The organism is Bacteroides sp. AM16-24, from assembly GCF_003471885.1.
Lineage (GTDB): Bacteria > Bacteroidota > Bacteroidia > Bacteroidales > Bacteroidaceae > Bacteroides.
Genome location: NZ_QRKI01000003.1, coordinates 120,163 through 142,957, shown reverse-complemented (window position 1 = coordinate 142,957; position 22,795 = coordinate 120,163). Strand labels below are relative to the sequence as shown.

Here is a 22,795-nt window from a genome sequence, read left to right as displayed (position 1 = left end):
TTCCCAAAGAGAGAATACTCCTTTGAGATCGTTAAACAATAATAGGCAAAATTAATAGAAGACCCCATTTCATCGAAAAAAACCGAATAGACAAATGATGTACAAAACCCTTTTTTGTTATCTTTGTAGCATGAAAAATGCATTTTTAATATATTTATGTATATTCTTATTACAACAATCTGTTTTAGGAAGTAATTCATATCGATGGAAACCTATCGATGCTTCTTTTGACTCTTTAGGAAAGCAACTCGAACTGGTGGACTATAAGAATAATGAACGAATGCAGTTTTATCCACTTGTCACACGCATGTACCAGATAGCAAATCTAAAAAACAATAGAGACCTGCAAGCGCGTGCCTTATATTGGGATGCCTGGCTGAAATTTGAAACAAATACAGAAGAAACAGAAACCCTTATAGAAGAAGCATTAGAAAAAGTAGATTCCGTTAATTACACTTATGATCACGCCCGTATTTTCTTCGTTAAGGGAATGCTTTTGGCAAAACATAACAAATACCCACAAGCTTATCGCACATTTAAGAGACAAGAAAATTACTTTAAATCCATAAATGATTTATATAGTCTTGGTTATACATATGTCAATATAGGTTCGATTATGAGAAGAATCGGAGAATACCAAGAAGGATATAAATATTATCTGCAAGCCGACGAAATATTCAAGAAAGGTGGATTCATTGATGATAAGATTAAGAATCGACACAATATAGGAATTAGTCAATATCATCTTGGACACCCACAAAAAGGCATAGAGATATTGACTGCTTTACTCGATGAGAGAATAGCGCAAGAAGACCTTCCTTTCAGAACCGATGTGCTGACCTCACTCTATTTTGTTTCGCAAACTCTGCCTGATAAAGAAAAGTACGCGCGCGAAGCATATAAAACCGCTCAAAAAATCACAAGTAAAACATCACAAACTTATACTCTCATTAATATGGGAGCATTATACATTTATAAGAATGAGAAAGATTCTGCTCTTTTTTATTTTCAAAAAGCACGCCATTCTGCCGAGGCCAACAAGGATGCCTTTTCAGCCATTCACACTCTATATGGTCTTGCGGAAATATACGATAGGAAAAACTTACCTGACAGTGCTTATCAGTACCTAAAACAATATTTGCAATATAAAGAAGAAACAACCGGATATGCCAAATCAAATGAAATCAATCAGTATGAAATGAAAATGGCAATCGAACAATATGAGAATGAATTGCATGAAGCTTCCGAGCGTATCGAACTCCATAAAAAATTAACTATAGCCAGCTTCTTAATAGGTTTAATGATTTGCTGTATTATTGGTTATATATTCTGGTTGTCACGAAAGAAGGAAAAGATTGCCAAGCAACTGAAAGAAGCAGAAAACCGCGAACTAAACGAACGCCTTCAACGCCAACAATTACAAAATGAAAAATATCATCTGGAGTTAGATCTAAAAAACAGGGAATTGACTTCAAACTCCATGATCTCTATCGAAAAGAATCGGGTGCTAAAAGGTTTACTAAAGCAAATAGAGGAACTGGAAGGTAGTAAAGAACTGTCTACGCTAGGAGGAAGAACACTAAAACAACAAATTAAATCACACTTGGATACAGAAGACGAATGGATGTTTTTCAAACATCATTTTGAAGAAGTACATCCCGATTTCTTTAAGAAATTATGCTCCATTCATCCCAATTTATCGGAAAATGAACTACGTTTATGTGCATATGTACGCACCGGTATGGAAACAAAACAAATTGCACAGATGCTTTCCGTTTTACCGGAAACAATAAATACAGGCCGATACAGAATCCGTAAGAAGATGCAACTCGGACAAGATATTACACTGGAAAACTATCTGCGGGATATCTAATTTCGATTTTTTTGTTTTATTCATTCTTGCTTACCACCAATTTCTGAAGATTGGCAGTAAGCAGCTTGATAATATCTATTCTTTTTCGCCGAATGCCAGATCTCCTGCATCCCCCAACCCCGGAACGATATATGAATGTTCGTTTATCTCCGGGTCAATGGCAGCACACCATATTGTAGTCTTGTCTTCAGGAAATGTTTCAGCAATGTGTTCTACAGCCTGACGGCTGGCAATAATGGAAGCAACATGTATCTCTGACGGGTGCCCTTTCGTCAGCATAGCCTGATAGCTCAGTTCCATACTACTACCTGTTGCCAGCATAGGGTCGGTAATAATCAGTGTCTTTCCATCGATGCGTGGTGAAGCGATGTACTCAATATGAATATCAAACTTCAGCGTATCCTTATACTTTCGGTAAGCAGAAACAAAAGCATTTTCCGCACCATCAAAGTAGCTCAGAAAACCTTGATGAAAAGGTAATCCGGCACGCAGAATGGTACTTAATACCAGCTGATTATCCGGGGTTTGTGCAGGTGCTATCCCCAAGGGAGTCTGAATATTCTTCAAAGAATAAGCAAAGTCCTTACTCATTTCATACGCCATAATTTCCCCGATGCGTTCAATGTTTCGGCGGAAGCGAAGGCGGTCGCTCTGTACTTGTACATCCCGGATCTCGGCAACATACTGGTTCAGGATGGAGTTTGTTTCGGCAAAATTGATAATTTTCATGATGTGATTTGAATTTATATGCGCAAAGTAAACGATTTCTTGCGCAATTTGCAACATTCAGTTTGCAGATATTGTTATGGAGTTATAAAAGACTTCTCATTAAAGAAAAATTTCTCTAATCAGGTGTTTGTTTCGAAAGAAAATACTACTTTTGTACGCGAAAAACAAGGGACTGTTTGGAAGATAACCCAATTCATACCAATTTCCCCTTGAAAAGAGAAGGTAAAAAGATATTAGCAAGAGATTAATAAACCAAATACCAAAATTTTAAATCATTAAAAGAAATGGCAAATTTAGATTTAAGCAAGTACGGTATCAAAGACGTGAAGGAAATCATCCACAATCCGTCTTATGATGTACTGTTCGCAGAAGAAACCAAACCAGGTTTGGAAGGTTTTGAAAAAGGTCAGGTAACTGAACTGGGTGCTGTAAATGTTATGACAGGTATTTATACCGGTCGTTCTCCTAAAGATAAATTCTTCGTTAAGAATGAAGCCAGCGAAAACACTGTATGGTGGACTTCTGACGAATACAAAAACGACAACAAACCTTGCTCTGAAGAAGCTTGGGCTGACTTGAAAGCTAAGGCTGTAAAAGAATTGAGTGGCAAACGTCTGTTCGTTGTTGATACTTTCTGCGGTGCTAACCCTGCTACTCGTTTGAAAGTACGTTTCATCATGGAAGTTGCTTGGCAAGCTCACTTCGTAACTAACATGTTCATCCGCCCGACAGCTGAAGAACTTGCTAACTACGGTGAACCTGACTTCGTATCTTTCAACGCTTCTAAAGCTAAGGTTGACAACTACAAGGAACTGGGTCTGAACTCTGAAACAGCTACTGTATTCAACCTGAAGACTAACGAACAAGTTATTCTGAATACTTGGTACGGTGGTGAAATGAAGAAAGGTATGTTCTCTATCATGAACTATCTGAACCCGTTGCGTGGTATCGCTTCTATGCACTGTTCTGCCAACACTAATATGGAAGGTACTGACTCTGCTATCTTCTTCGGTCTGTCTGGTACAGGTAAGACAACTTTGTCTACTGACCCGAAACGTCTGTTGATCGGTGACGACGAACACGGATGGGATGACGAAGGTGTATTCAACTACGAAGGTGGTTGCTACGCTAAGGTTATCAACTTGGATAAAGACAGCGAACCCGATATTTACAATGCTATCAAACGTGACGCTCTGTTAGAGAACGTAACGGTTGCCGCTGATGGTAAGATCGACTTTACAGACAAGAGCGTTACAGAAAACACTCGTGTTTCTTATCCTATCTATCACATCAACAACATTGTTAAGCCGGTTTCTAAAGGTCCTCACGCTCATCAGGTAATCTTCCTGTCTGCTGACGCTTTCGGTGTATTGCCTCCGGTATCTATCCTGAACCCGGAACAAGCTCAGTACTACTTCCTGTCTGGTTTCACTGCTAAGTTGGCTGGTACAGAACGTGGTATCACTGAACCGACTCCGACATTCTCTGCTTGCTTCGGTGCTGCTTTCTTGTCACTGCACCCGACTAAATATGCAGAAGAATTGGTTAAGAAGATGAATAAAGTTGGTGCTAAGGCATACTTGGTTAACACAGGTTGGAACGGTAGCGGCAAGCGTATCTCTATCAAAGATACCCGTGGTATCATCGACGCTATCCTTGACGGTTCTATCGACAAGGCTCCGACCAAGGTTATTCCTTTCTTCGACTTCGTTGTTCCGACTGAATTGCCTAACGTAGATCCGAAGATCCTTGACCCGCGCGACACTTACGAATGTGCTTGCAAGTGGGAAGAAAAAGCAAAAGACTTGGCTGGCCGTTTCATCAAGAACTTCGCTAAATTCACTGGTAATGAAGCCGGTAAAGCACTGGTTGCTGCTGGTCCGAAGCTCTAATCTGAATAAAACCGGTTTAGATATATATGCGAAAGCAGCTCTTGGTAATCAAGAGCTGCTTTTTTTGTTTTTATTCGTTTCACTTGTTCTTCATGATTATTTTCCTACTTTTGCGCTATACGTAATACCTAAGAATATGACTTATCTGGATACGGACAAGCAAACGCGAGCCGACTTGAGCATTACAGAAGGAATATATGACGAATATCCCCTCTACTCTTTATTCTCCAAAACAGAGACCAAAAACGGGAAACGCCTGATGCTCGATTGGATCACCTCTCCCCTGAATGACATATCCGTTATACGGAAAAGGCAAGAGGCAATCGCCTGGCAGGAACTACCCGAGCTCCCCCTGGATGAAGAAGAACTTGACTTCATCGAATATTATTTGGAATATCGCGACCAGATCAGAAGACCTAATATTTTAGTTTCGCTAACATCAGCCTTCGACCGTTTATTAAGACACGATGCTCAACGTTATGTCATTAAACGAGGTGTTACTTTGACTATCCGATTGTTAAATCAACTGGAATCATTACGAACAAATCTCCCGGAAAATGCCCCTTTACTTCTAAAAGAACTGGCACAGAGCATTCAATACACGATATATAGTAGCGAGTTGAAAGAAGTAGTCGAACTCTATAAAAAAGAAAAATCCCCTTCCAGCTATATCATCGATAAGTACGATTATCTGTTCCGCTGTATCCACTTAGAATTGATAAGAGGGCTGCTTTCCCATATTTATATACTGGATGTATGCCGTACTGCACACCGCATAGCAATCAGCAAAGGTTTCTGCTGCCGCCCGGAGATGACTGAAGCAATGGATTTGTCCATCACGGGCTTTGTACATCCATTTACCGAAGGAGGACGGATGAATGATTGGAAGATGACGAACGGTAATAATATATGTATCCTCACAGGTTCTAACATGGCAGGTAAATCAACTACCCTCAAAGCTATTACCATCTCTGTATGGCTGGCACACTGCGGATTGCCAGTTCCCGCCCGTTCAATGACCAGCCCTGTATTCGATGGAATCTATACCTCCATCAATCTTCCGGACTCCCTGCGCGATGGCAGGAGTCATTTTATGGCGGAGATTCTGCGGATAAAAGAAGTACTCCAAAAAGCGAAATCCGGCAAACGATGCCTAATAATACTGGATGAAATGTTCCGAGGAACAAATGCACAGGATGCTTTTGAAGCCTCTATTGCTGTAAATGAATTACTCAGAAAATATCCGCATTGTTCTTTCCTTATATCGACTCACATTCTGGAATATGCCAAACATTTCGAGAAAGATAATACATGTTGTTTCTATTATATGGATTCAAGAATTGAGAATGATCAGTTTATATGTCCTTACCAACTGCTTGAAGGCATATCCGAAGCACAAGTCGGATACTGGTTGGTAAAAAAAGAGTTGGAAGGTTTAATATAAAAAAGGTTCTTTTTTCCGAGTAACTACTTCATTACTACGTTTTTTTTGTTAGCTTTGCGAAAACCAATACTAAACAAAGCAATATGAAAAGTATCAAATTGATGTTGGCAACTGTCAGCCTGTTGTTGCTCTGCGGATGCGGTACGCAAGTACAAAAAGAGAATGAAGCCACGTGTGCAAATGAAAGTAAAGAGAATGCGGTGATTGAAAACATGATGTCACGCCGCAGTATTCGTAAGTACAAACCGCAAGCGGTAAACCGTGATACAATGCAGATTATACTGAACTGCGGTATCAATGCTCCTAACGGACAAAACAAACAATCCTGGGAAATACGGGTAGTGGATAATCCGGAATTCATCAACGGTATTACTGAAGTTTACAAAAAGCAAAACCCTAAAGCAACGGAAGATCCTAATTTCAAGAATATGTTCCGCAATGCCTCTACCGTAGTGTTTATTGCCAACGACAAGTCTTATGACCTGTCACAAATAGACTGTGGGCTACTGGGTGAAAATATGATTCTTTCAGCCTGGTCTATGGGTATAGGCTCCTGTTGCCTTGGCGGGCCGACACGATTCATGACATCAACACCGGAAGCAGCCGAATATCTGAAGAAGCTGGATATTCCCGAAGGATATCAATTACTCTATTGTATCGCATTCGGTTATCCGGATGAAACTCCCTCTGCCAAACCTAGAAATGCAGAAAAGATCAGATTTATAGATTAATCATTTCCTGCAAGTAACGTATAAATGAAAAGGAGTGCCACCATTACAGTGAAGCACTCCTTCTCTATCTATTTACAAACAACTTTAGTTCTTATTTGCACGCTTACGTTCTATTTCGTCCAGAATCACTTTACGCATACGCATCGCCTTTGGCGTAACCTCTACGTACTCATCTTCCTTAATATATTCCAAAGCCTCTTCCAGTGAGAACTGTACGGGTGGAATCAGACGAACTTTATCATCCGAACCGGAAGCACGCATATTCGTCAACTTCTTGGATTTCGTAACGTTAATTACCAAGTCATTATCGTGAGAGTGTTCACCTACCACCTGTCCGGCATATACCTCTTCTTGCGGGAAGATAAAGAATTTACCACGATCCTGTAATTTATCAATAGCATAAGCAAAAGCCGTTCCTGTTTCCATGGCAATCATGGAGCCGTTGGTACGACGTTCGATATCTCCCTTATGCGGTTGGTATTCTTTGAAACGGTGTGCCATGATAGCTTCACCGGCAGAAGCAGTCAGTACATTCGTACGCAGACCAATGATACCACGTGACGGCATATTGAATTCCAAGTTCACACGTTCGCCTGCATTCTCCATTTTCACCATTTCACCCTTACGACGGGTTACCATATCAATAATCTTGCTGGCATATTCTTCGGGCACATTCACAGTCAGCTCTTCAATCGGCTCACATTTCACACCGTCAATCTCCTTGAAGATAACCTGTGGCTGGCCTACCTGAAGTTCATAACCTTCGCGGCGCATAGTCTCAATCAATACGGAAAGATGGAGTACACCACGACCGGAAACCACCCATTTACCATCTTCCTCACTCTTACGCACACGCAGAGCAAGGTTCTTATCCAGTTCCTTCATCAGACGGTCGTGAATGTGACGAGAAGTCACAAACTTACCATCACGGCCGAAGAAAGGAGAATCATTAATGGCGAACAACATACTCATAGTCGGTTCGTCAATAGCGATAGGTGGCAATGCTTCCGGGTTTTCAAAGTCGCAGATCGTATCACCGATTTCAAAGCCTTCGATACCTACCAACGCACAGATGTCACCGGAAGAAACTTCCGATACCTTCGCACGTCCCATACCTTCAAATGTATGCAGTTCCTTGATTTTGGATTTCACAAAACTTCCATCACGCTTGGCCAAAGATACATTCATACCCTCTCTAAGCGTACCACGATGTACACGACCTACGGCAATACGTCCGGTATAAGAAGAATAATCCAGAGAAGTTACAAGCATCTGCGGAGTACCTTCCAACTGCGTGGGAGCCGGTATATTCTCTACAATACAGTCCAGCAATGCGAAGATATTATCAGTAGGAGTCTTCCAGTCCGTACTCATCCAGTTGTTCTTTGCAGAACCGTAGATAACGGGGAAATCCAGCTGATCCTCTGTAGCATTCAGACTGAACATCAGGTCGAACACCATTTCATATACCTCTTCCGGACGACAGTTTGGTTTGTCTACCTTGTTCACTACAACAATGGGTTTCAGACCAATCTGCAGAGCTTTCTGCAACACGAAACGTGTCTGGGGCATCGGACCTTCGAAAGCATCCACCAACAGGATACATCCGTCCGCCATATTCAACACACGTTCCACCTCACCTCCGAAGTCGCTGTGTCCCGGAGTATCAATGATATTGATTTTTGTTCCTTTGTAATTGATAGAAACGTTTTTAGAAAGGATCGTTATCCCTCGCTCACGTTCCAAGTCGTTGTTATCCAGCATTAATTCACCTGTGCTCTGATTACTGCGGAAAAGATTTCCTGCCAAGAGCATCTTATCGACAAGCGTCGTTTTCCCATGGTCAACATGGGCAATGATTGCAATGTTTCTAATATTTTGCATACAATACCTATATATTTGGGTGCAAAGGTACGAATTTTGCATTAGATATAGTTGCAGCAAGAGAAAAATTTCATTGAATATCATTGCAGTATAAAAGATTATCTCTATCTTTGCAACCTCTTTAAGAGAATATTAATATATCAATTTAATTAAAAGTTATGTATTTAGACGCTGCTAAAAAGCAAGAAATCTTTGGCAAGTACGGAAAGTCTAACACTGATACTGGCTCAGCTGAGGCCCAGATAGCTTTGTTTTCATACCGTATTTCCCACCTGACTGAGCACCTGAAGCTCAACAGAAAAGATTATAGTACTGAAAGAGCCTTGACAATGTTGGTAGGAAAACGCCGTGCGTTGCTGAACTACCTGAAGGATCGCGACATCGCAAGATATCGTGCCATCGTTAAAGAGCTCGGTCTGCGTAAGTAATCCGTTACTTGCAGCAAAGCATTAAAGAAGGGAAGCCGTTAAAAAGCTTCCCTTTTTTGTTTTCAAATGTCTCTGATCCTTATACAACCAATAAGCACAGAGACTATACAAGACATATTTCCTTTCTATTATGACTTCCATAGAAGACATATTTCAAGCAAAATATGCATTTTATAGAATTATTCCCTATCTTTGCATATCAAGCAAGCTGAAGTATGGAAAAAGACATCATCAAACAAATCATTCTGAACCAGCAAGAGTTCATCAGCCAAGTGAAGCTATTGCCCCGCAAAATATCCATTGAGGAAAATGGCAATTATGTATTTGTAGGTATCCGTCGTGCTGGCAAAACCTATATGCTCTACCAGCATATACAGCAACTGCAAAAAGATGGACATAGTAAACAAGAAATTCTCTTCATTAACTTTGAGGACGAACGCATTACGGATATTAAAAAGGAAGAACTTCATCTGATTGTAGAATGTTACAAAGAGATGTTCGCCTTTGAGCCTATCATCTTTCTGGACGAAATACAGAACGTAGAAGGATGGGAACACTTCGCACGCCGACTGGCAGATGAGAAAAGACGGGTTTTCATCACAGGTAGCAATGCCCATATGCTCAGCCGTGAAATAGCCTCTACATTGGGGGGACGATACTTGATGCAGGAAATATACCCCTTCAGTTTCACGGAATATCTGGAATATCATCATATCACACTGGATGCCCACTGGGATCTGGCTCCCATCAGGACCGACGTAGTGCGCCTGTTCGAAGGTTACTTCTACAATGGAGGCCTGCCCGAAAGTTTCAGCTACACAGACAAGCGCGCCTGGCTTACCTCCTTATATCAAAAAATACTCTATTCGGACATTGTCATAAGAAACAACGTAAGAAATGAACAAAGCCTGCGTCTGTTAGTACGTAAGCTGGCCGATAGTGTACTTCAACCAATAGCCATCAAAAGATTGCAGAACATCTTGCAAGGAGATGGAAGCAAAGTGACCCGCGAAACAATCTCCAGCTATTTAGGTTATCTGCACGACGCTTATCTCATCTTCTCTCTCTGCAATTTCAATGATTCCATTCCACAGAGAGAAGGAACAAAGAAACATTATTTCTACGACAACGGCATCCTCAACCTATTCCTCTTCCAGCCGGAAACCAAACTACTTGAAAATATTGTAGCTATCCATCTCTATAAACAATATGGAGAAGCACTCTTTTATTACAATAAGAATGTAGAAGTAGATTTCGTAGTTCCCGACGCCGGGCTGGCTATTCAAGTTTCCTATTCTCTCCGCGACGAGCAGACGCGAAACAGGGAAGTCAATGCCCTTGTCAGCCTTTCCCGCTTCATGAACATAAGTACTGCTTTGATTATCAGCAAAGATCAGGAAGAAACTATTGAGCAGGATGGAATAAGCATAAAAGTGATTCCTGTGTGGAAGTGGCTGGCAGATTAGTTAGTAATTTACAACTTTCCGTATCAAATTAACGCTATATGCCCGATTAATCTAACGCATGTCTTTTAATAAAGTTGCATTCCAGAGTATTCGGCGAATAAATAAAGAATAAGAATACCCTATTTTCGCATATTCTTCCGCATTTCCGGGCAATTTATGCAAAAAAGGGTTACTACTTATGGGTGAAAGGGTTACTACTTATAAGTAAAACACTTACTACTTACGGGTAAAAGACTTACTACTTACAGACAAAACACTTGTTTGCTTCATGACGAAGACTTATAAGTGTGCTTTGGCGTAGATATTTCAACCTAAAAAAAATGTAAACATTTCGATATTATACTATCAGCCTGTCATTTGCGGCTTTTCGTTTGCTTGCTTTGGTGCGTAGAGGTTGCTGGACGGATATAACACACTCTCAGCCAACAGAAAATACAAATTGTCAAAATGATAAATCGCTCCTTCTTCGCTCTCTTCTTCCTTCTTATAGAAACAAGAGAGACATGAAGAAGATACAGTCTCTTTTTATCCGGACGCGAAACTTTTCATTATCAAATCGGATATCTGCAAGTTCATCCCTCCTTTTATTATAAGTTCCTGATCTTTTTTTTGCATTTCTTCCTCTAAATGAGTATATTTCAAAAAACGTCCCGTTATATACGCAAAGAAATACAATGCTTATATTCATTATAAGGTAATATTAATTAATTCTATGATGAAACAAGAAGAAGATTTCGCTTTGTGGAATCAGTTCCTTGAAGGTGACGAGAAAGCCTATCTGTACATATATAAATTATATGCGCAAGATATGTATTCGTATGGTATGCTCTTCACTGCTAACAGTGAGTTGGTAAAAGACTGCCTGCACGATGTATTTGTAAAAATACACCGTAACCGGAAGAAACTCTCACAAGTCGATAATATCAGGCTGTATCTCCTCAAGGCCATGAAAAACTATCTGTTCGATGTTTTCGACAAAAAGAAAGAGCTGTTCCACAACGATACCATTGAGCCTGTTTTCTCACCGGAGTATACGATTGAAGATAAAATAATCCGCCAGGAAGAACTGCACTATCAATCAAGAAAAATCCGTCAAATGTTAGAATCACTGACTCCACGCCAAAAGGAAGTTCTATACTACAAATATATGAAAAATCTGACTTACGATGAAATTGGTGAGATTATGCAAATGAACTATCAGTCTATACTCAATCTCATTCAACGATCGATAAAAAAGCTACGAGAAACCTTCGCTGAATCAAAAGTCTACTTATCAATTATTATCCAGCTCATTCTCATCAGCTTTCTTATCTTATAGAGTATTATTTTCTCTCAAAATTGAGTATAAACTACAAACGAGCCCGTTAATACAGCAAACCATCTATAAAGGATATTTACATGAAAACCAATTATACAAACTATAAAGCAGAACAATTATTGGAAGATGATTTCTTTATCAACTCCATACTGCACCCAACGGAAGAAACCGAACTGTTCTGGGAAATACAAGTAACCGACGGAATCATCGACAAAGAAGAGATGATGACAGCCATATACTTTCTACGGAGCATGCAAGTGAGAAAAAGAAGAATGTCCTCATCTGAACTTTCAGAGGTATGGGAACGGATAGAAAATACAAACAGAATGTCTATTTCCCATAAGGCAAAACCATTATATAAGTTAATCATTGCCGCCTCGTTTGCATTACTGATAGCCAGTAGCATTTTTTATGTCTGGGAAAGAAATAAAGAAAATAACGAGTTGTTCATGATTGCCCAATCCATAAAGCCTGATTCAGTAGTCAGCGATGTACAGTTAGTATTAGCAAACAACGAGTACATCTCAATAAACAATAAAAAGATAGATATACAATATGACCAAAAAGGAAATATCCACATCAACGACAAAAAGCTCAAACAGGAAAACAGTGCAACCCCGCAAAAGGAGAAAGATGTTGCGCTGCTCCATAAAATCAACCAGTTAATTGTACCCAAGGGAAGGCGTTCTACCCTGACGTTCTCCGACGGTACTGTGCTTTGGGTAAATTCCGGCAGTCGTGTAGTATATCCGGAACAATTCGAGGCCAAACAGAGGGAAATATATATAGACGGAGAAGCATACCTGCAAGTCAGTCCGGACAAAAGCCGTCCTTTCATTGTGAAAACAAACAAAATAGATATTAAAGTATTGGGAACTACTTTCAATATAACCGCCTACGAAGAGGACGACCGGCAGGCCGTAGCCTTAGTCGAAGGAAGTGTTGAAATTATCTCGGACAAAAAGAAATTGGCCGCTCTGACTCCCAATGACCTGTTCCAATATAAGAATGGGCAAATAAATATCGAACAGACTGACATTACACAGTACATTTCCTGGGTAGAAGGATGGTACATCTTCGAAAGCGAACAGCTTCCATCCATTTTAGACAGATTGAGTCGGTATTATGGAAAAGAGATCAAATACCATAAAAAAGAAATCGAAATGATACGGTGCAGCGGAAAGCTAGATTTAAAAGATGATCTGAACAAAGTTCTCGATGCATTGATAAATACCGCCCCTATCCGCTATGCAACGGACAAAAATGTCTATTCGGTTTCTTACAGGCAAGAATAATGCAAAGAAGTACTACTTGAGAAATATAGATCGCGATTTAAGTAATCCCTAATTAATCACTTATATCCATATAGCCTATGAAATATACCTTATAAAACCAGGCATACCTATACTATGTGTTTGCCTTTTCATACAATCAAGTATTTACAAGAAACAACAGTTTAACTTTAAAATCAATATATACATGGCATTCATTGAAAGCACATTTATAAAAGAGATTAGAAACATCCGGCTTCCTCTGTTTATAAAACTATTCGCATTGTTATTGTGCACAACGATCGGTACATATGGTACAGAAAAGGTCAATCTGCAATCCTCCAATCTTTCAATCAATATGACTAACTGTACATTGAAAGATGTCCTCAAGGAATTAGAGAATAAAAGCAAATACATTTTCTTTTATTACGATAAGAATATCGACCTGAAAAGGAAAATAAATATCAATGTAAAGAATGAAACAATCGAGAACATTCTGGATAAGCTATTTGAGCATACCGATAATACTTACTCAATCCATGAACGGCAGATTGTTATTTCAAAAAGAAAAGTAGTTGCAGAACAGAATAAAGAGCAAACTGTCGTTCCGGCAAAGAAAATGCTGAAAGGGAAGGTAGTGGATAACCTTGAAAGTCCCTTGCCCGGAGCAACCATTACCATCGAAGGCAGTACACGCGGAGTCACAACAGACATAGACGGCTCTTTTTCCATAGAAGTAACCCCTACAGATAAAATCATCGTTCAGTTTTTAGGAATGGAATCGCAAACCATCACCGTAGGAAACCAAAATGATATCACAATTAAACTGAAAGAAAAAGCCGACTTGCTGGACGAAGTCACCGTAGTCGCCTTTGCGAAACAGAGAAAAGAAAGTGTAATCGCCTCTGTTTCCACAATCAAGCCATCAGACCTGAAAGTACCTTCCAGCAACCTGACCACTTCCTTTGCCGGACGTATTGCCGGTTTGATTTCTTACCAACGCACCGGCGAACCGGGACAGGACAATGCAGACTTCTTCATCCGCGGCGTAACGACATTCGGAAAGTCAAGCAGAGCCAACCCGCTCATATTAATCGATGGAGTAGAAATGACAAGTGATGAACTCTCCCGGCTGACCACTGATGACATTGCCAGCTTTTCAATCATGAAAGACGCAAATGCTACAGCACTATATGGTGCCCGCGGAGCAAACGGAGTAATTCTGGTTACAACCAAAGAAGGGAAAGAAGGCAAAGTGCACGTACAATTGCGTTTGGAAGGTTCTTATTCTACACCTACCGAACATATCAAATTAGCCGATCCCGTCACCTACATGCGATTGCACAACGAAGCTGTACGTACACGCGACGCCATGGCTGCCCTGCCCTATTCGACAGCAAAGATCATGAATACCGAGCGTGGACTTGACCCTTTGCGTTACCCGGCAATAGACTGGCAAGATATGTTATTTAAAAACCATACCTTCAATCAGAGATATAACCTGAATATCAGCGGAGGCGGAAAAGTAGCCCGCTATTATATCGCTGCCTCTTACTCAAAAGATAACGGTATCCTTAAAGAGGACAAACGAAACAATTTTAATAACAATATCAGCATTGACAAATATCTGTTACGTGCCAATGTAAACGTAAACCTGACTAAAACGACCGAAGCTATTGTCCGCTTATATGGTTCTTTTGAAGATTACTCAGGCCCCCTAGACGGCGGTTCGGCATTATACAAGAAAGCTATGCATGCCAACCCGGTGCTGTTTCAGCCTTTCTACCCGGCCGACCAGGCTAACGAATATACCAAACACATCCTTTTTGGAAATTACGATACCGGTGATTACCTGAATCCCTATGCCGAAATGGTAAAAGGATACACCACGAGAGACCGCTCAAATATGTTCGCACAGTTTGAACTAAAACAAAATCTCGATTTTATCACCAAAGGATTATCAGCCAGAGGTTTGTTTAACGTCAGCCGGTATTCTTTATTAAAAGTGAATCACTCTTTCAAACCTTTCTATTATCAGATAGCCAATACAACAAATCTCAATGACTATACGTTGATTCCGCTTAATCCGGACGGTGGCACAGATTATCTGGACTACAATAAACAGCCTCAAACATTAAACAGTACCATGTACTTTGAAGGTGCCATCCAGTATAACAGGGAGTTTGCCGATAAACACAATGTATCCGGACTGATGGTTTATACAATGCGTGAATACCTGGATGGCAATGCCAATAATCTACAGTTATCTTTACCGTATAGAAACATCGGATTGGCAGGACGCTTCACATACGGATATGACAAACGTTATTTTCTTGAAATGAATTTCGGATATAATGGTTCTGAACGGTTTGCCAAGAACGAACGTTTCGGCTTCTTCCCGTCTGCCGGGTTAGGGTGGGTAGTCAGCAATGAAAAATTCATGGAGCCATATCAGAAGTTTATCAGTAAACTCAAACTGAAAGCAACATATGGTCTGGTAGGAAATGATAATATCGGGGAGGAAAGTGACCGTTTCTTTTATCTATCACAAGTAAACATGAACGACTCCGGTAAAGGATTTACATTCGGAGAAGACTTCAACTATACGCGGAATGGCATATCCATTTCAAGATATGCGGATTCCAACATAACATGGGAAGTCAGCAGAAAAATGAACTTAGGTTTTGAATTAGGATTGTGGAACAGCCTGGAAGTTCAGTTCGATTACTTCACGGAGAAAAGAACAAACATCCTTCAAATCCGCCAGGACATTCCGCCTACTATGGGGCTGCAAGCTCAGCCGCAAGCCAACATAGGTGAAGCCAAAGGACATGGAATAGACCTGTCCGTCGATTATAACAAAAGTTTCACCAAAAACTTTTGGGCAATATTCAGCGGCAACTTCACTTACGCAACCAGTAAATATCTGGTTTATGAAGAACCGGATTATGTGCAGACACCTTGGAGATCACGTATAGACCAAAAACTCTCACAACGCTGGGGATATGTTGCCGAACGGCTTTTCCTCGATGACGAAGAAGTTAAGAACTCTCCCAAGCAAATGTTCGGAGAATACGGAGCCGGAGATATCAAATATAAAGATATCAATGGAGATATGAAGATTGACGAAAATGACCAAGTACCTATCGGCTATCCTACAACCCCTGAAATCATTTACGGCTTCGGATTAACAACCGGATACAAAAACTTCGATTTCTCATTCTTCTTCCAAGGTTCAGCCCGCTCTTCTTTCTGGATAGATCCTACAGCTACAGCACCGTTCGTTAGCGATAGTTCATTAGGAGGAAACAACCAAAGGGCATTGCTAAAATACTGGGCTGACAGTCATTGGTCTGAAGACAACAGAGACATCTTCGCCCTTTGGCCGCGCCTGTCTAATGTAGCAAATGAAAATAACCAGCAGACCAGTACATGGTTTATGCGGGACGGCTCATTCCTACGTCTCAAATCAGTCGAAATAGGCTATTCATTGCCACAAAAGTGGATTCGCCCGATATCACTGCAAAATGTCAGACTCTACGCAACCGGGAGTAACTTACTTGTTTTCTCTAAGTTCAAGATGTGGGATCCTGAAATGGCTGGGAATGGTTTCTCCTATCCTTTGCAGCGTGTATTCAATTTCGGTATAAACATTGAATTCTAAAAATAACAACATATTATGAAATACATTAAATCCATATTTTTACTTGTTTGCATAACATTTGTGACAAGTTGTGTCGATTATTTAGACATCGTTCCAAACGATGTGGCAACCATGGAGAATGCTTTCACGAACAGAACCTCAGCCGAAAAGTATTTATTTACCTGTTACAGTTATCTTCCTATTCCCGGACATCCCTGGGTTTCCCCGGCCATGGTAGGAGGAGATGAAATCTGGTGGAACACCAACCAAGCTTTGTTTGCAGACATAGCAGCTACCAAAATAGCCCTTGGCTACCAGAACTCTAATGACCCATATCTCAATTTCTGGGATGGTAGATACAACGGTACCAACCTGTTTATAGGAATCCGTGACTGCAACATTTTTATTGAGAATATTCATAAACCCAGAGATATGGAAGAGTATGAAAAACAACTGTGGACCTCCGAAGTGAAGTTCCTTAAAGCATACTATCATTTCTTCCTTATGCGGTTGTACGGGCCGATACCCATTATCCGCGAAAATCTACCCGTATCAGCATCGGTAGATGAAGTACGCGTATATAGAGATCCGATTGACGATGTGGTCAATTATATTGTTGAATTGATAGATGAAGCCGCAGCAGGTCTTCCTGACAAAATAGAAAGCATGATTACAGACGCCGGACGAATAACAAGACCAATTGCCCTGGCTACAAAAGCAGAAGTGCTGGTTTGGGCTGCAAGTCCTCTATTCAATGGCAATCCCGATTACCTCAATTTCAAAGATAAAAGAGGTGTCCAGCTGGTTCCGGCAGAGAAAGACAATACAAAATGGGAACGTGCCGCTACAGCAATAAAAGAAGCCATTGAAACGTGCGAAGCTGCCGGACACGGCTTCTACGAATACATACCCCCCCGTACTATGTCAGATCAAACTAAATTGAGTTTTGAATTACGAGGTGCTGTTACCGAAAAATTCAATAAAGAGATTGTATGGCCCTCCACACAAGACGTTTCCTCTCTACAGTTGCTTGCCATGCCACATCTTGTACTGGGCAATTTAGGTAATAAGGGAAATGAACTCTGCGCCTCCCTAAAAATAGCGGAGCAATTCTATACTCAAAACGGCATTCCTATCGATGAAGATCCGGCATGGGATTATCAGAATAGATATAAAACACAAGAAGCAGGAGTCGACCACATGTTCTACATAAAAACAGGTGAAACCACGGCTAAACTGAATTTCAATAGGGAGCCCCGTTTTTATGCCTCACTAGGATTCGACCGCGGCATCTTCGAAGGTTCCGGCCAGACAGAAGAACTCAACTTCTGGTATCTGCAAGTGCGCAAATCGGAGATAGCAGGCTTCAGGGGAAGTGGCGAATACATTCCTACCGGCTACTTTATGAAGAAACTGATTAATGCGGAAACCGTAACCGGAACAGCTACCACCTCCACTTATTCGGGCAAACGTTATTCTTTCCCCATCATACGAATGTCCGGTTTATACCTGTTATATGCAGAGGCTTTGAATGAAGCAAAATCCACTCCTGATGAAGAAGTTTATAAATGGATTGACAAAGTGCGCGAAAGAGCAGGCCTGAAAGGAGTGGTAGAATCGTGGAAAAAATCGGCAAAACCCGACAAGCCCTCTACGCAAGAAGGTATGCGTGAGATCATTCACCAGGAAAGACTGATCGAATTAGCCTTTGAAGGTCAACGTTTTTATGACCTGAGAAGATGGAAGAAAGCCCTGAAATATCTGAATGAGCCCATACAGGGATGGGATTATAAGGGTGAAACAACTGACACGTATTATACAGTTTCAACTTATATGAATACCCGTATTTTCACCATGAAAGATTATCTGTGGCCTATAAAAGTCAGTACTCTCATCAATAATTCAAACTTAGTACAAAACCCTGGCTGGTAACAATAAAAACTAAAATATAATAGTATGAAAAAGATATTTTTTACAATAATGGCCCTTCTAATAGTCAGCATTACATCTTGTGATGAAGAAAAGATCGGGCAGACTCCAACAGATAATATTCCGCCTCAACCCATTAGCAATGTGTCAGTTGAAAGTCTTCCCGGTGGAGCCAAAATCAGCTACGAACTACCGCAAGAAACGGATATCTCTTATGTAAAAGGAGAATATTTATTTCAAGGTGAAAGACGTATCACCCGTGCTTCTGTATATAATAATTACATGATAATAGAAGGACTTGGCAACACCAATCCGGTGGATATCACCTTATATACCGTCGACCATAGTGAGAACACATCTACCCCTGTAAAAGCATCTTTCACACCGGGTATCCCTCCTATCCACAATATCTTTACTTCAATGGGGCTCAAAGCCGATTTTGGCGGCATTAATATCACCTGGAATAATGAGAATAAAGTAGAAATAGGCTTCACTATTTATGCCACAAACGAAAAAGGCATCTTTGAAGAAGGAGAAACGTTCTATACTAACCAGAAAGATGGTAGTTACTCTTTCCGCGGTTATGACTCATCCGAACGGATATTCGCTTTTACCATCACAGACAAATGGGGAAATATATCCGATACCCTGAAAGCGGCATTCACTCCACTTTTCGAGAAAGAATTAGACAAATCTAAGCATAAGAGAGAAGTATTGCCTGTAGATAATAATACAGACTATAGTTCCGGCTGGCTATTCTCAAAATTATTTGATGGCGTTGTCGGAAACAATGGCTGGCATACGAAGCAAAACGACCCTAACCAGAAAATACCGCTATACTTTACCATCGACCTGGGAGTAGAAGCTACACTAAGCCGATTTAAGTTATGGCACCGTTTAGGTAACAACGTCTATAAGAATCATAACATCAAGACGTTCGAAGTATGGGGAAGCCGCAACTATAAAAAAGGGATGCAGGAAAATTACTGGTCTGAAGAATGGAAAAACGACTGGGAACTTTTAGGCGATTATGAAACATTCAAGCCTTCGGGAGAGGATAACCCGTCTGTCACAAACGAAGATATAGCCTACGCCGAAGCAGGATTTGAATTTATGGTACCCATTGAAAAACAGAGGGTACGGTATGTACGTTTTGCAATGAAAAGCAATTGGTCAGGAAGCAATGCGCTGCACATTAGCGAGATTACATTCTATGGAGATGACAGAATTAACGACATAAATGAATGACAGATATGAAAGCAATAATCAAAATTACCGTCTTAATTTATTCATTTATTTCCCTTATAGCATGTGACGACATGAATAGTCTGCATGAAGAATACCTTAAAAAAGGGGAAATTATTTATACCGGGGTTATCGATTCATTAAAAACATATCCCGGAAATAACCGCGTAAGGTTTACTTGGGAGATCAATTCCGATCCACGCGTAACCAAGGTAGTCCTTTACTGGAATGAAAGAAATGATTCCACCATCGTACAAGTGAACCGTACTACTGCCGGAAAGCTTCCTATGGAAACAATAGTGAATTTGCCGGAGGGAGCATATATTTTTGAATTCGCAACAAAAGACGATGATGGTCACCAATCACTATACGTAGAGCAATCCGTCGAAATATATGGAGATAAACTTATTCAGACTCTTCGTAACAGAAGTGTTGAAGACATATCCGATATTTCCGGTAACAGTACAAAAGTTTCTTGGTATCCTATAGAAGACCAGACTATCCAATATACGACCATAAAGTACCTGGATTTCTCTGATCCCGACAACCCGACAGAGAAAAAGCTGCGAATAGAAAATACCGAAATGGAAACCACATTATCCGGTATCCGCTCCGGTGAAATTCTGGAAGTAGTTTCATCTCATCTGCCAGCCAATGGACTCGATATTATTGATGCCTTGCCTAAAGGATATGAGTTCCCCTGATTTACATGAAACTGAATAACTGAATATGCAACCCCAAACCTCAATTCATATTATGACTCGAATAGTAAAAATGATAATGAGTTCTTGTTTTTTATTCTACCTGTTCTTTACGATCACAGCCTGTAATTCTTCGGATACAACAGTCAAGATTGAACAGATAAATGCAGGAATATGGAAAATATCAGCAGGAAAACCGGAGATAGTCAATCTATTGAGTGAATTGGATATTACTCCACGGGACGAGGCAATCCGAAAGATAGGAAAAGCTGCTTCTCCTGTTGCAGCAGAAGCAATAGAATTCAAAATTATCGATGGGAAAACCTACATCCGCTTTCCACTGGAAAAAGATGAAAAGATTTTCGGTTTGGGGTTGAACTTCAAAACCGTTGAACAACGGGGACGCGTAATGAGGCTACATACCGACCACTATAGCGGACGGGACGACGGAAGAACACAAGCTCCGGTTCCCTTCTTTGTATCGTCCAAAGGATACGGAGCCTTGATTAATTCTGCACGTTACATTGACGCATGGATTGGAACAGGTGTACGTAAAGACAGTAAGAATCCGCCAATTGCCCGTGACAGAAATACCGACCCTCGCTGGAGCAGCCGTCCTTATTCGGACAATATGGAATTTCTGATACCGGCAGAAGGAGTCGAAATTTTATTGTTTGCAGGACCGACTATGTTGGAAGCTGTACAACGGTTTAATCTCTACAACGGAGGAGGAGCACTCCCTCCCCGTTGGGGATTAGGCTTTTGGCACCGTACTCCCACTCTATATTCTGATAAACAGGTAATGTCGGAAGTAGAAGAATTCAAAAAAAGAGAATTTCCACTAACTGTTATCGGCTTAGAACCCGGATGGATGTCACACGCTTACCCTTGCTCTTACGAATGGGACACCACACGCTTTCCCGATCCGGCTGGTTTCGTTAAAAGTCTAAATGACAAGCATATTAAAACCAATGTATGGATTAATCCATATATATCGCCCGCAACAGAACTTTATGAGAAAATGGAACCCTATACAGCCTCTCATTCTGTCTGGTGTGGTATCGTACCTGATTACACCCTGCCTGAGGCACAACAAATCGCTGATAATCATTTCAAGAAAAATCAACTGGATATAGGTGTCAGTGGTTACAAACTAGATGAAAATGATGGCTACGACTATTGGCTATGGCCTGATGTGGCAACTTTCCCATCCGGAAATGCAGCCGAACAAATCCGGCAAATATACGGATCACTTTTACAAAATATAACCGTCCGAATGTATCATAAACAAAATAAACGTACTTATGGGCTGGTGAGATCCGGTAATGCAGGCACCTCCTCCTTCCCATATGTAATCTATAATGATTATTACAATCACAAAGATTTTATCACTGCCCTAATAAACAGCTCTTTCATAGGTATTTTATGGACACCGGAAGTCAGAGCCTCCCAAACCGCAGAAGAATGGTTAAGAAGGATGCAGACCGTCTGTTTCTCACCTATTGCCATGCTCGATGCCTGGGCAGATGGTACCAAGCCCTGGAGCTTTCCTGAAGTGACACAACAAGTTAATGATATTGCCAAACTAAGGATGCAACTGATACCTTATTTATACACAACTTTTGCCAATTATGCTTTTAAGGGAATACCGCCTGTACGCGCCATGAACCTGGAAGAAGGTTATCAGGAAGAAAGTAAGCTGGAAGAAGGTAAACTTGATGCAACTGCAAATCCCTATGCAATGGCATTGAAGAAAGAGGCCAAAGACCAATTCATGGTCGGTGAATATTTATTGGTAGCGCCCCTTTTTACCGGAGAAACCGAACGCCGTGTCATACTTCCAAAAGGCAAATGGTATGATTTCTATACCGGCAAGTTGGCTGGTGAAGGAGAAATTATCACAGTAAGCCCCGGGTTAGACAGGATACCGGTATACGTAAAAGATGGTGGTATCATTCCTTTATGGCCAGCTATTACGGAATTGGAGAACAGGCAATATCCATTGGAAATACGGCACTATGGAGAGAAAACGTCCAACTACAATCTGTACGATGATGATGGGGAAACATACAATTATGAAAAAGGAGAATGTACCTGGATATCATTAAAAGTAGATACTGACACAAAAGGTGGAAAGAGAGGTATTGTCATCATCCCGGAAAACTCAAAAGTATGGTCATTCAGCGACTATAGGTTTCGGTTCATGTCTTCCGAAGAAACAAAGTAACTACAAAAAATAGA

At 40.7% G+C, this 22,795-nt stretch carries 15 protein-coding genes; 13 read left to right on the top strand and 2 right to left on the bottom strand.

Going from position 1 to position 22,795, the window contains the following annotated elements; all coding sequences use genetic code 11:
* The first annotated feature begins 130 nt into the window (after window positions 1-130).
* Window positions 131-1,873: a LuxR C-terminal-related transcriptional regulator gene (locus tag DW182_RS05035; RefSeq protein ID WP_118294984.1), complete on the top strand. Its 1,743-nt coding sequence runs from the start codon at window positions 131-133 to the stop codon at window positions 1,871-1,873.
* A gap of 75 nt (window positions 1,874-1,948) precedes the next feature.
* On the opposite strand, the gene upp is transcribed toward DW182_RS05035, so the two are convergent.
* Window positions 1,949-2,602, bottom strand: a complete 654-nt coding sequence (gene upp / locus DW182_RS05030; RefSeq protein WP_117705988.1) for a uracil phosphoribosyltransferase — start codon at window positions 2,600-2,602, stop codon at window positions 1,949-1,951.
* A 284-nt stretch (window positions 2,603-2,886) separates the two neighbouring features.
* On the opposite strand from upp, the gene pckA reads away from it, so the two are divergent.
* The 3 genes from pckA to DW182_RS05010 all read left to right on the top strand — a co-directional run bounded on the left by pckA (window position 2,887) and on the right by DW182_RS05010 (window position 6,669).
* Entirely contained in the window at window positions 2,887-4,494 is a 1,608-nt protein-coding gene (pckA, locus tag DW182_RS05020) for a phosphoenolpyruvate carboxykinase (ATP) (protein WP_007661905.1), read from the top strand.
* A 136-nt stretch (window positions 4,495-4,630) separates the two neighbouring features.
* Window positions 4,631-5,938 carry a DNA mismatch repair protein MutS gene (locus tag DW182_RS05015; RefSeq protein ID WP_118294983.1) on the top strand — a complete coding sequence of 436 codons (1,308 nt, stop codon included), beginning with the start codon at window positions 4,631-4,633 and terminating at the stop codon, window positions 5,936-5,938.
* Window positions 5,939-6,021: 83 nt separating this feature from the next.
* Window positions 6,022-6,669 (top strand): nitroreductase family protein, encoded by a 648-nt coding sequence (locus tag DW182_RS05010; protein ID WP_044533549.1) that lies wholly within the window; start codon window positions 6,022-6,024, stop codon window positions 6,667-6,669.
* Window positions 6,670-6,753: 84 nt separating this feature from the next.
* Here DW182_RS05010 and typA read toward each other — a convergent pair whose 3' ends face one another.
* Complete coding sequence (typA, locus tag DW182_RS05005) at window positions 6,754-8,553, bottom strand: translational GTPase TypA (protein ID WP_117705994.1); 1,800 nt, start codon at window positions 8,551-8,553, stop codon at window positions 6,754-6,756.
* 158 nt (window positions 8,554-8,711) lie between these two features.
* Between typA and rpsO the strand changes: the two genes are divergently transcribed.
* The 9 genes from rpsO (at window position 8,712) to DW182_RS04960 (ending at window position 22,781) form a co-directional block, all read left to right on the top strand.
* A complete protein-coding gene (gene rpsO, locus DW182_RS05000) occupies window positions 8,712-8,981 on the top strand; it encodes a 30S ribosomal protein S15 (protein ID WP_007661900.1) in 270 nt (89 codons plus the stop codon).
* A gap of 215 nt (window positions 8,982-9,196) precedes the next feature.
* Complete coding sequence (locus tag DW182_RS04995) at window positions 9,197-10,447, top strand: ATP-binding protein (protein WP_118294869.1); 1,251 nt, start codon at window positions 9,197-9,199, stop codon at window positions 10,445-10,447.
* A 712-nt stretch (window positions 10,448-11,159) separates the two neighbouring features.
* Window positions 11,160-11,765: an RNA polymerase sigma factor gene (locus DW182_RS04990; RefSeq protein WP_007661895.1), complete on the top strand. Its 606-nt coding sequence runs from the start codon at window positions 11,160-11,162 to the stop codon at window positions 11,763-11,765.
* An 80-nt stretch (window positions 11,766-11,845) separates the two neighbouring features.
* Window positions 11,846-13,060 carry a FecR family protein gene (locus tag DW182_RS04985; protein WP_007661892.1) on the top strand — a complete coding sequence of 405 codons (1,215 nt, stop codon included), beginning with the start codon at window positions 11,846-11,848 and terminating at the stop codon, window positions 13,058-13,060.
* 184 nt (window positions 13,061-13,244) lie between these two features.
* Window positions 13,245-16,700, top strand: a complete 3,456-nt coding sequence (locus tag DW182_RS04980; RefSeq protein WP_007661890.1) for a TonB-dependent receptor — start codon at window positions 13,245-13,247, stop codon at window positions 16,698-16,700.
* A 15-nt stretch (window positions 16,701-16,715) separates the two neighbouring features.
* On the top strand, window positions 16,716-18,611 hold the full coding sequence (locus tag DW182_RS04975; RefSeq protein ID WP_117691209.1) for a RagB/SusD family nutrient uptake outer membrane protein: 1,896 nt from the start codon (window positions 16,716-16,718) through the stop codon (window positions 18,609-18,611).
* A 24-nt stretch (window positions 18,612-18,635) separates the two neighbouring features.
* Window positions 18,636-19,856, top strand: a complete 1,221-nt coding sequence (locus tag DW182_RS04970) for a DUF5000 domain-containing lipoprotein (RefSeq protein WP_007661883.1) — start codon at window positions 18,636-18,638, stop codon at window positions 19,854-19,856.
* A 5-nt stretch (window positions 19,857-19,861) separates the two neighbouring features.
* Window positions 19,862-20,557 (top strand): DUF4998 domain-containing protein, encoded by a 696-nt coding sequence (locus DW182_RS04965; protein WP_233564081.1) that lies wholly within the window; start codon window positions 19,862-19,864, stop codon window positions 20,555-20,557.
* A 52-nt stretch (window positions 20,558-20,609) separates the two neighbouring features.
* Entirely contained in the window at window positions 20,610-22,781 is a 2,172-nt protein-coding gene (locus DW182_RS04960; protein ID WP_233564080.1) for a TIM-barrel domain-containing protein, read from the top strand.
* The last annotated feature ends 14 nt before the right edge of the window (window positions 22,782-22,795 follow it).

Coding starts and splice junctions, on each gene's coding strand:
- DW182_RS05035 (WP_118294984.1), top strand. CDS start 131: ATGAAAAATGCATTTTTAATATATTTATGTATATTCTTATTACAACAA.
- upp (WP_117705988.1), bottom strand. CDS start 2,602: ATGAAAATTATCAATTTTGCCGAAACAAACTCCATCCTGAACCAGTAT.
- pckA (WP_007661905.1), top strand. CDS start 2,887: ATGGCAAATTTAGATTTAAGCAAGTACGGTATCAAAGACGTGAAGGAA.
- DW182_RS05015 (WP_118294983.1), top strand. CDS start 4,631: ATGACTTATCTGGATACGGACAAGCAAACGCGAGCCGACTTGAGCATT.
- DW182_RS05010 (WP_044533549.1), top strand. CDS start 6,022: ATGAAAAGTATCAAATTGATGTTGGCAACTGTCAGCCTGTTGTTGCTC.
- typA (WP_117705994.1), bottom strand. CDS start 8,553: ATGCAAAATATTAGAAACATTGCAATCATTGCCCATGTTGACCATGGG.
- rpsO (WP_007661900.1), top strand. CDS start 8,712: ATGTATTTAGACGCTGCTAAAAAGCAAGAAATCTTTGGCAAGTACGGA.
- DW182_RS04995 (WP_118294869.1), top strand. CDS start 9,197: ATGGAAAAAGACATCATCAAACAAATCATTCTGAACCAGCAAGAGTTC.
- DW182_RS04990 (WP_007661895.1), top strand. CDS start 11,160: ATGATGAAACAAGAAGAAGATTTCGCTTTGTGGAATCAGTTCCTTGAA.
- DW182_RS04985 (WP_007661892.1), top strand. CDS start 11,846: ATGAAAACCAATTATACAAACTATAAAGCAGAACAATTATTGGAAGAT.
- DW182_RS04980 (WP_007661890.1), top strand. CDS start 13,245: ATGGCATTCATTGAAAGCACATTTATAAAAGAGATTAGAAACATCCGG.
- DW182_RS04975 (WP_117691209.1), top strand. CDS start 16,716: ATGAAATACATTAAATCCATATTTTTACTTGTTTGCATAACATTTGTG.
- DW182_RS04970 (WP_007661883.1), top strand. CDS start 18,636: ATGAAAAAGATATTTTTTACAATAATGGCCCTTCTAATAGTCAGCATT.
- DW182_RS04965 (WP_233564081.1), top strand. CDS start 19,862: ATGAAAGCAATAATCAAAATTACCGTCTTAATTTATTCATTTATTTCC.
- DW182_RS04960 (WP_233564080.1), top strand. CDS start 20,610: ATGACTCGAATAGTAAAAATGATAATGAGTTCTTGTTTTTTATTCTAC.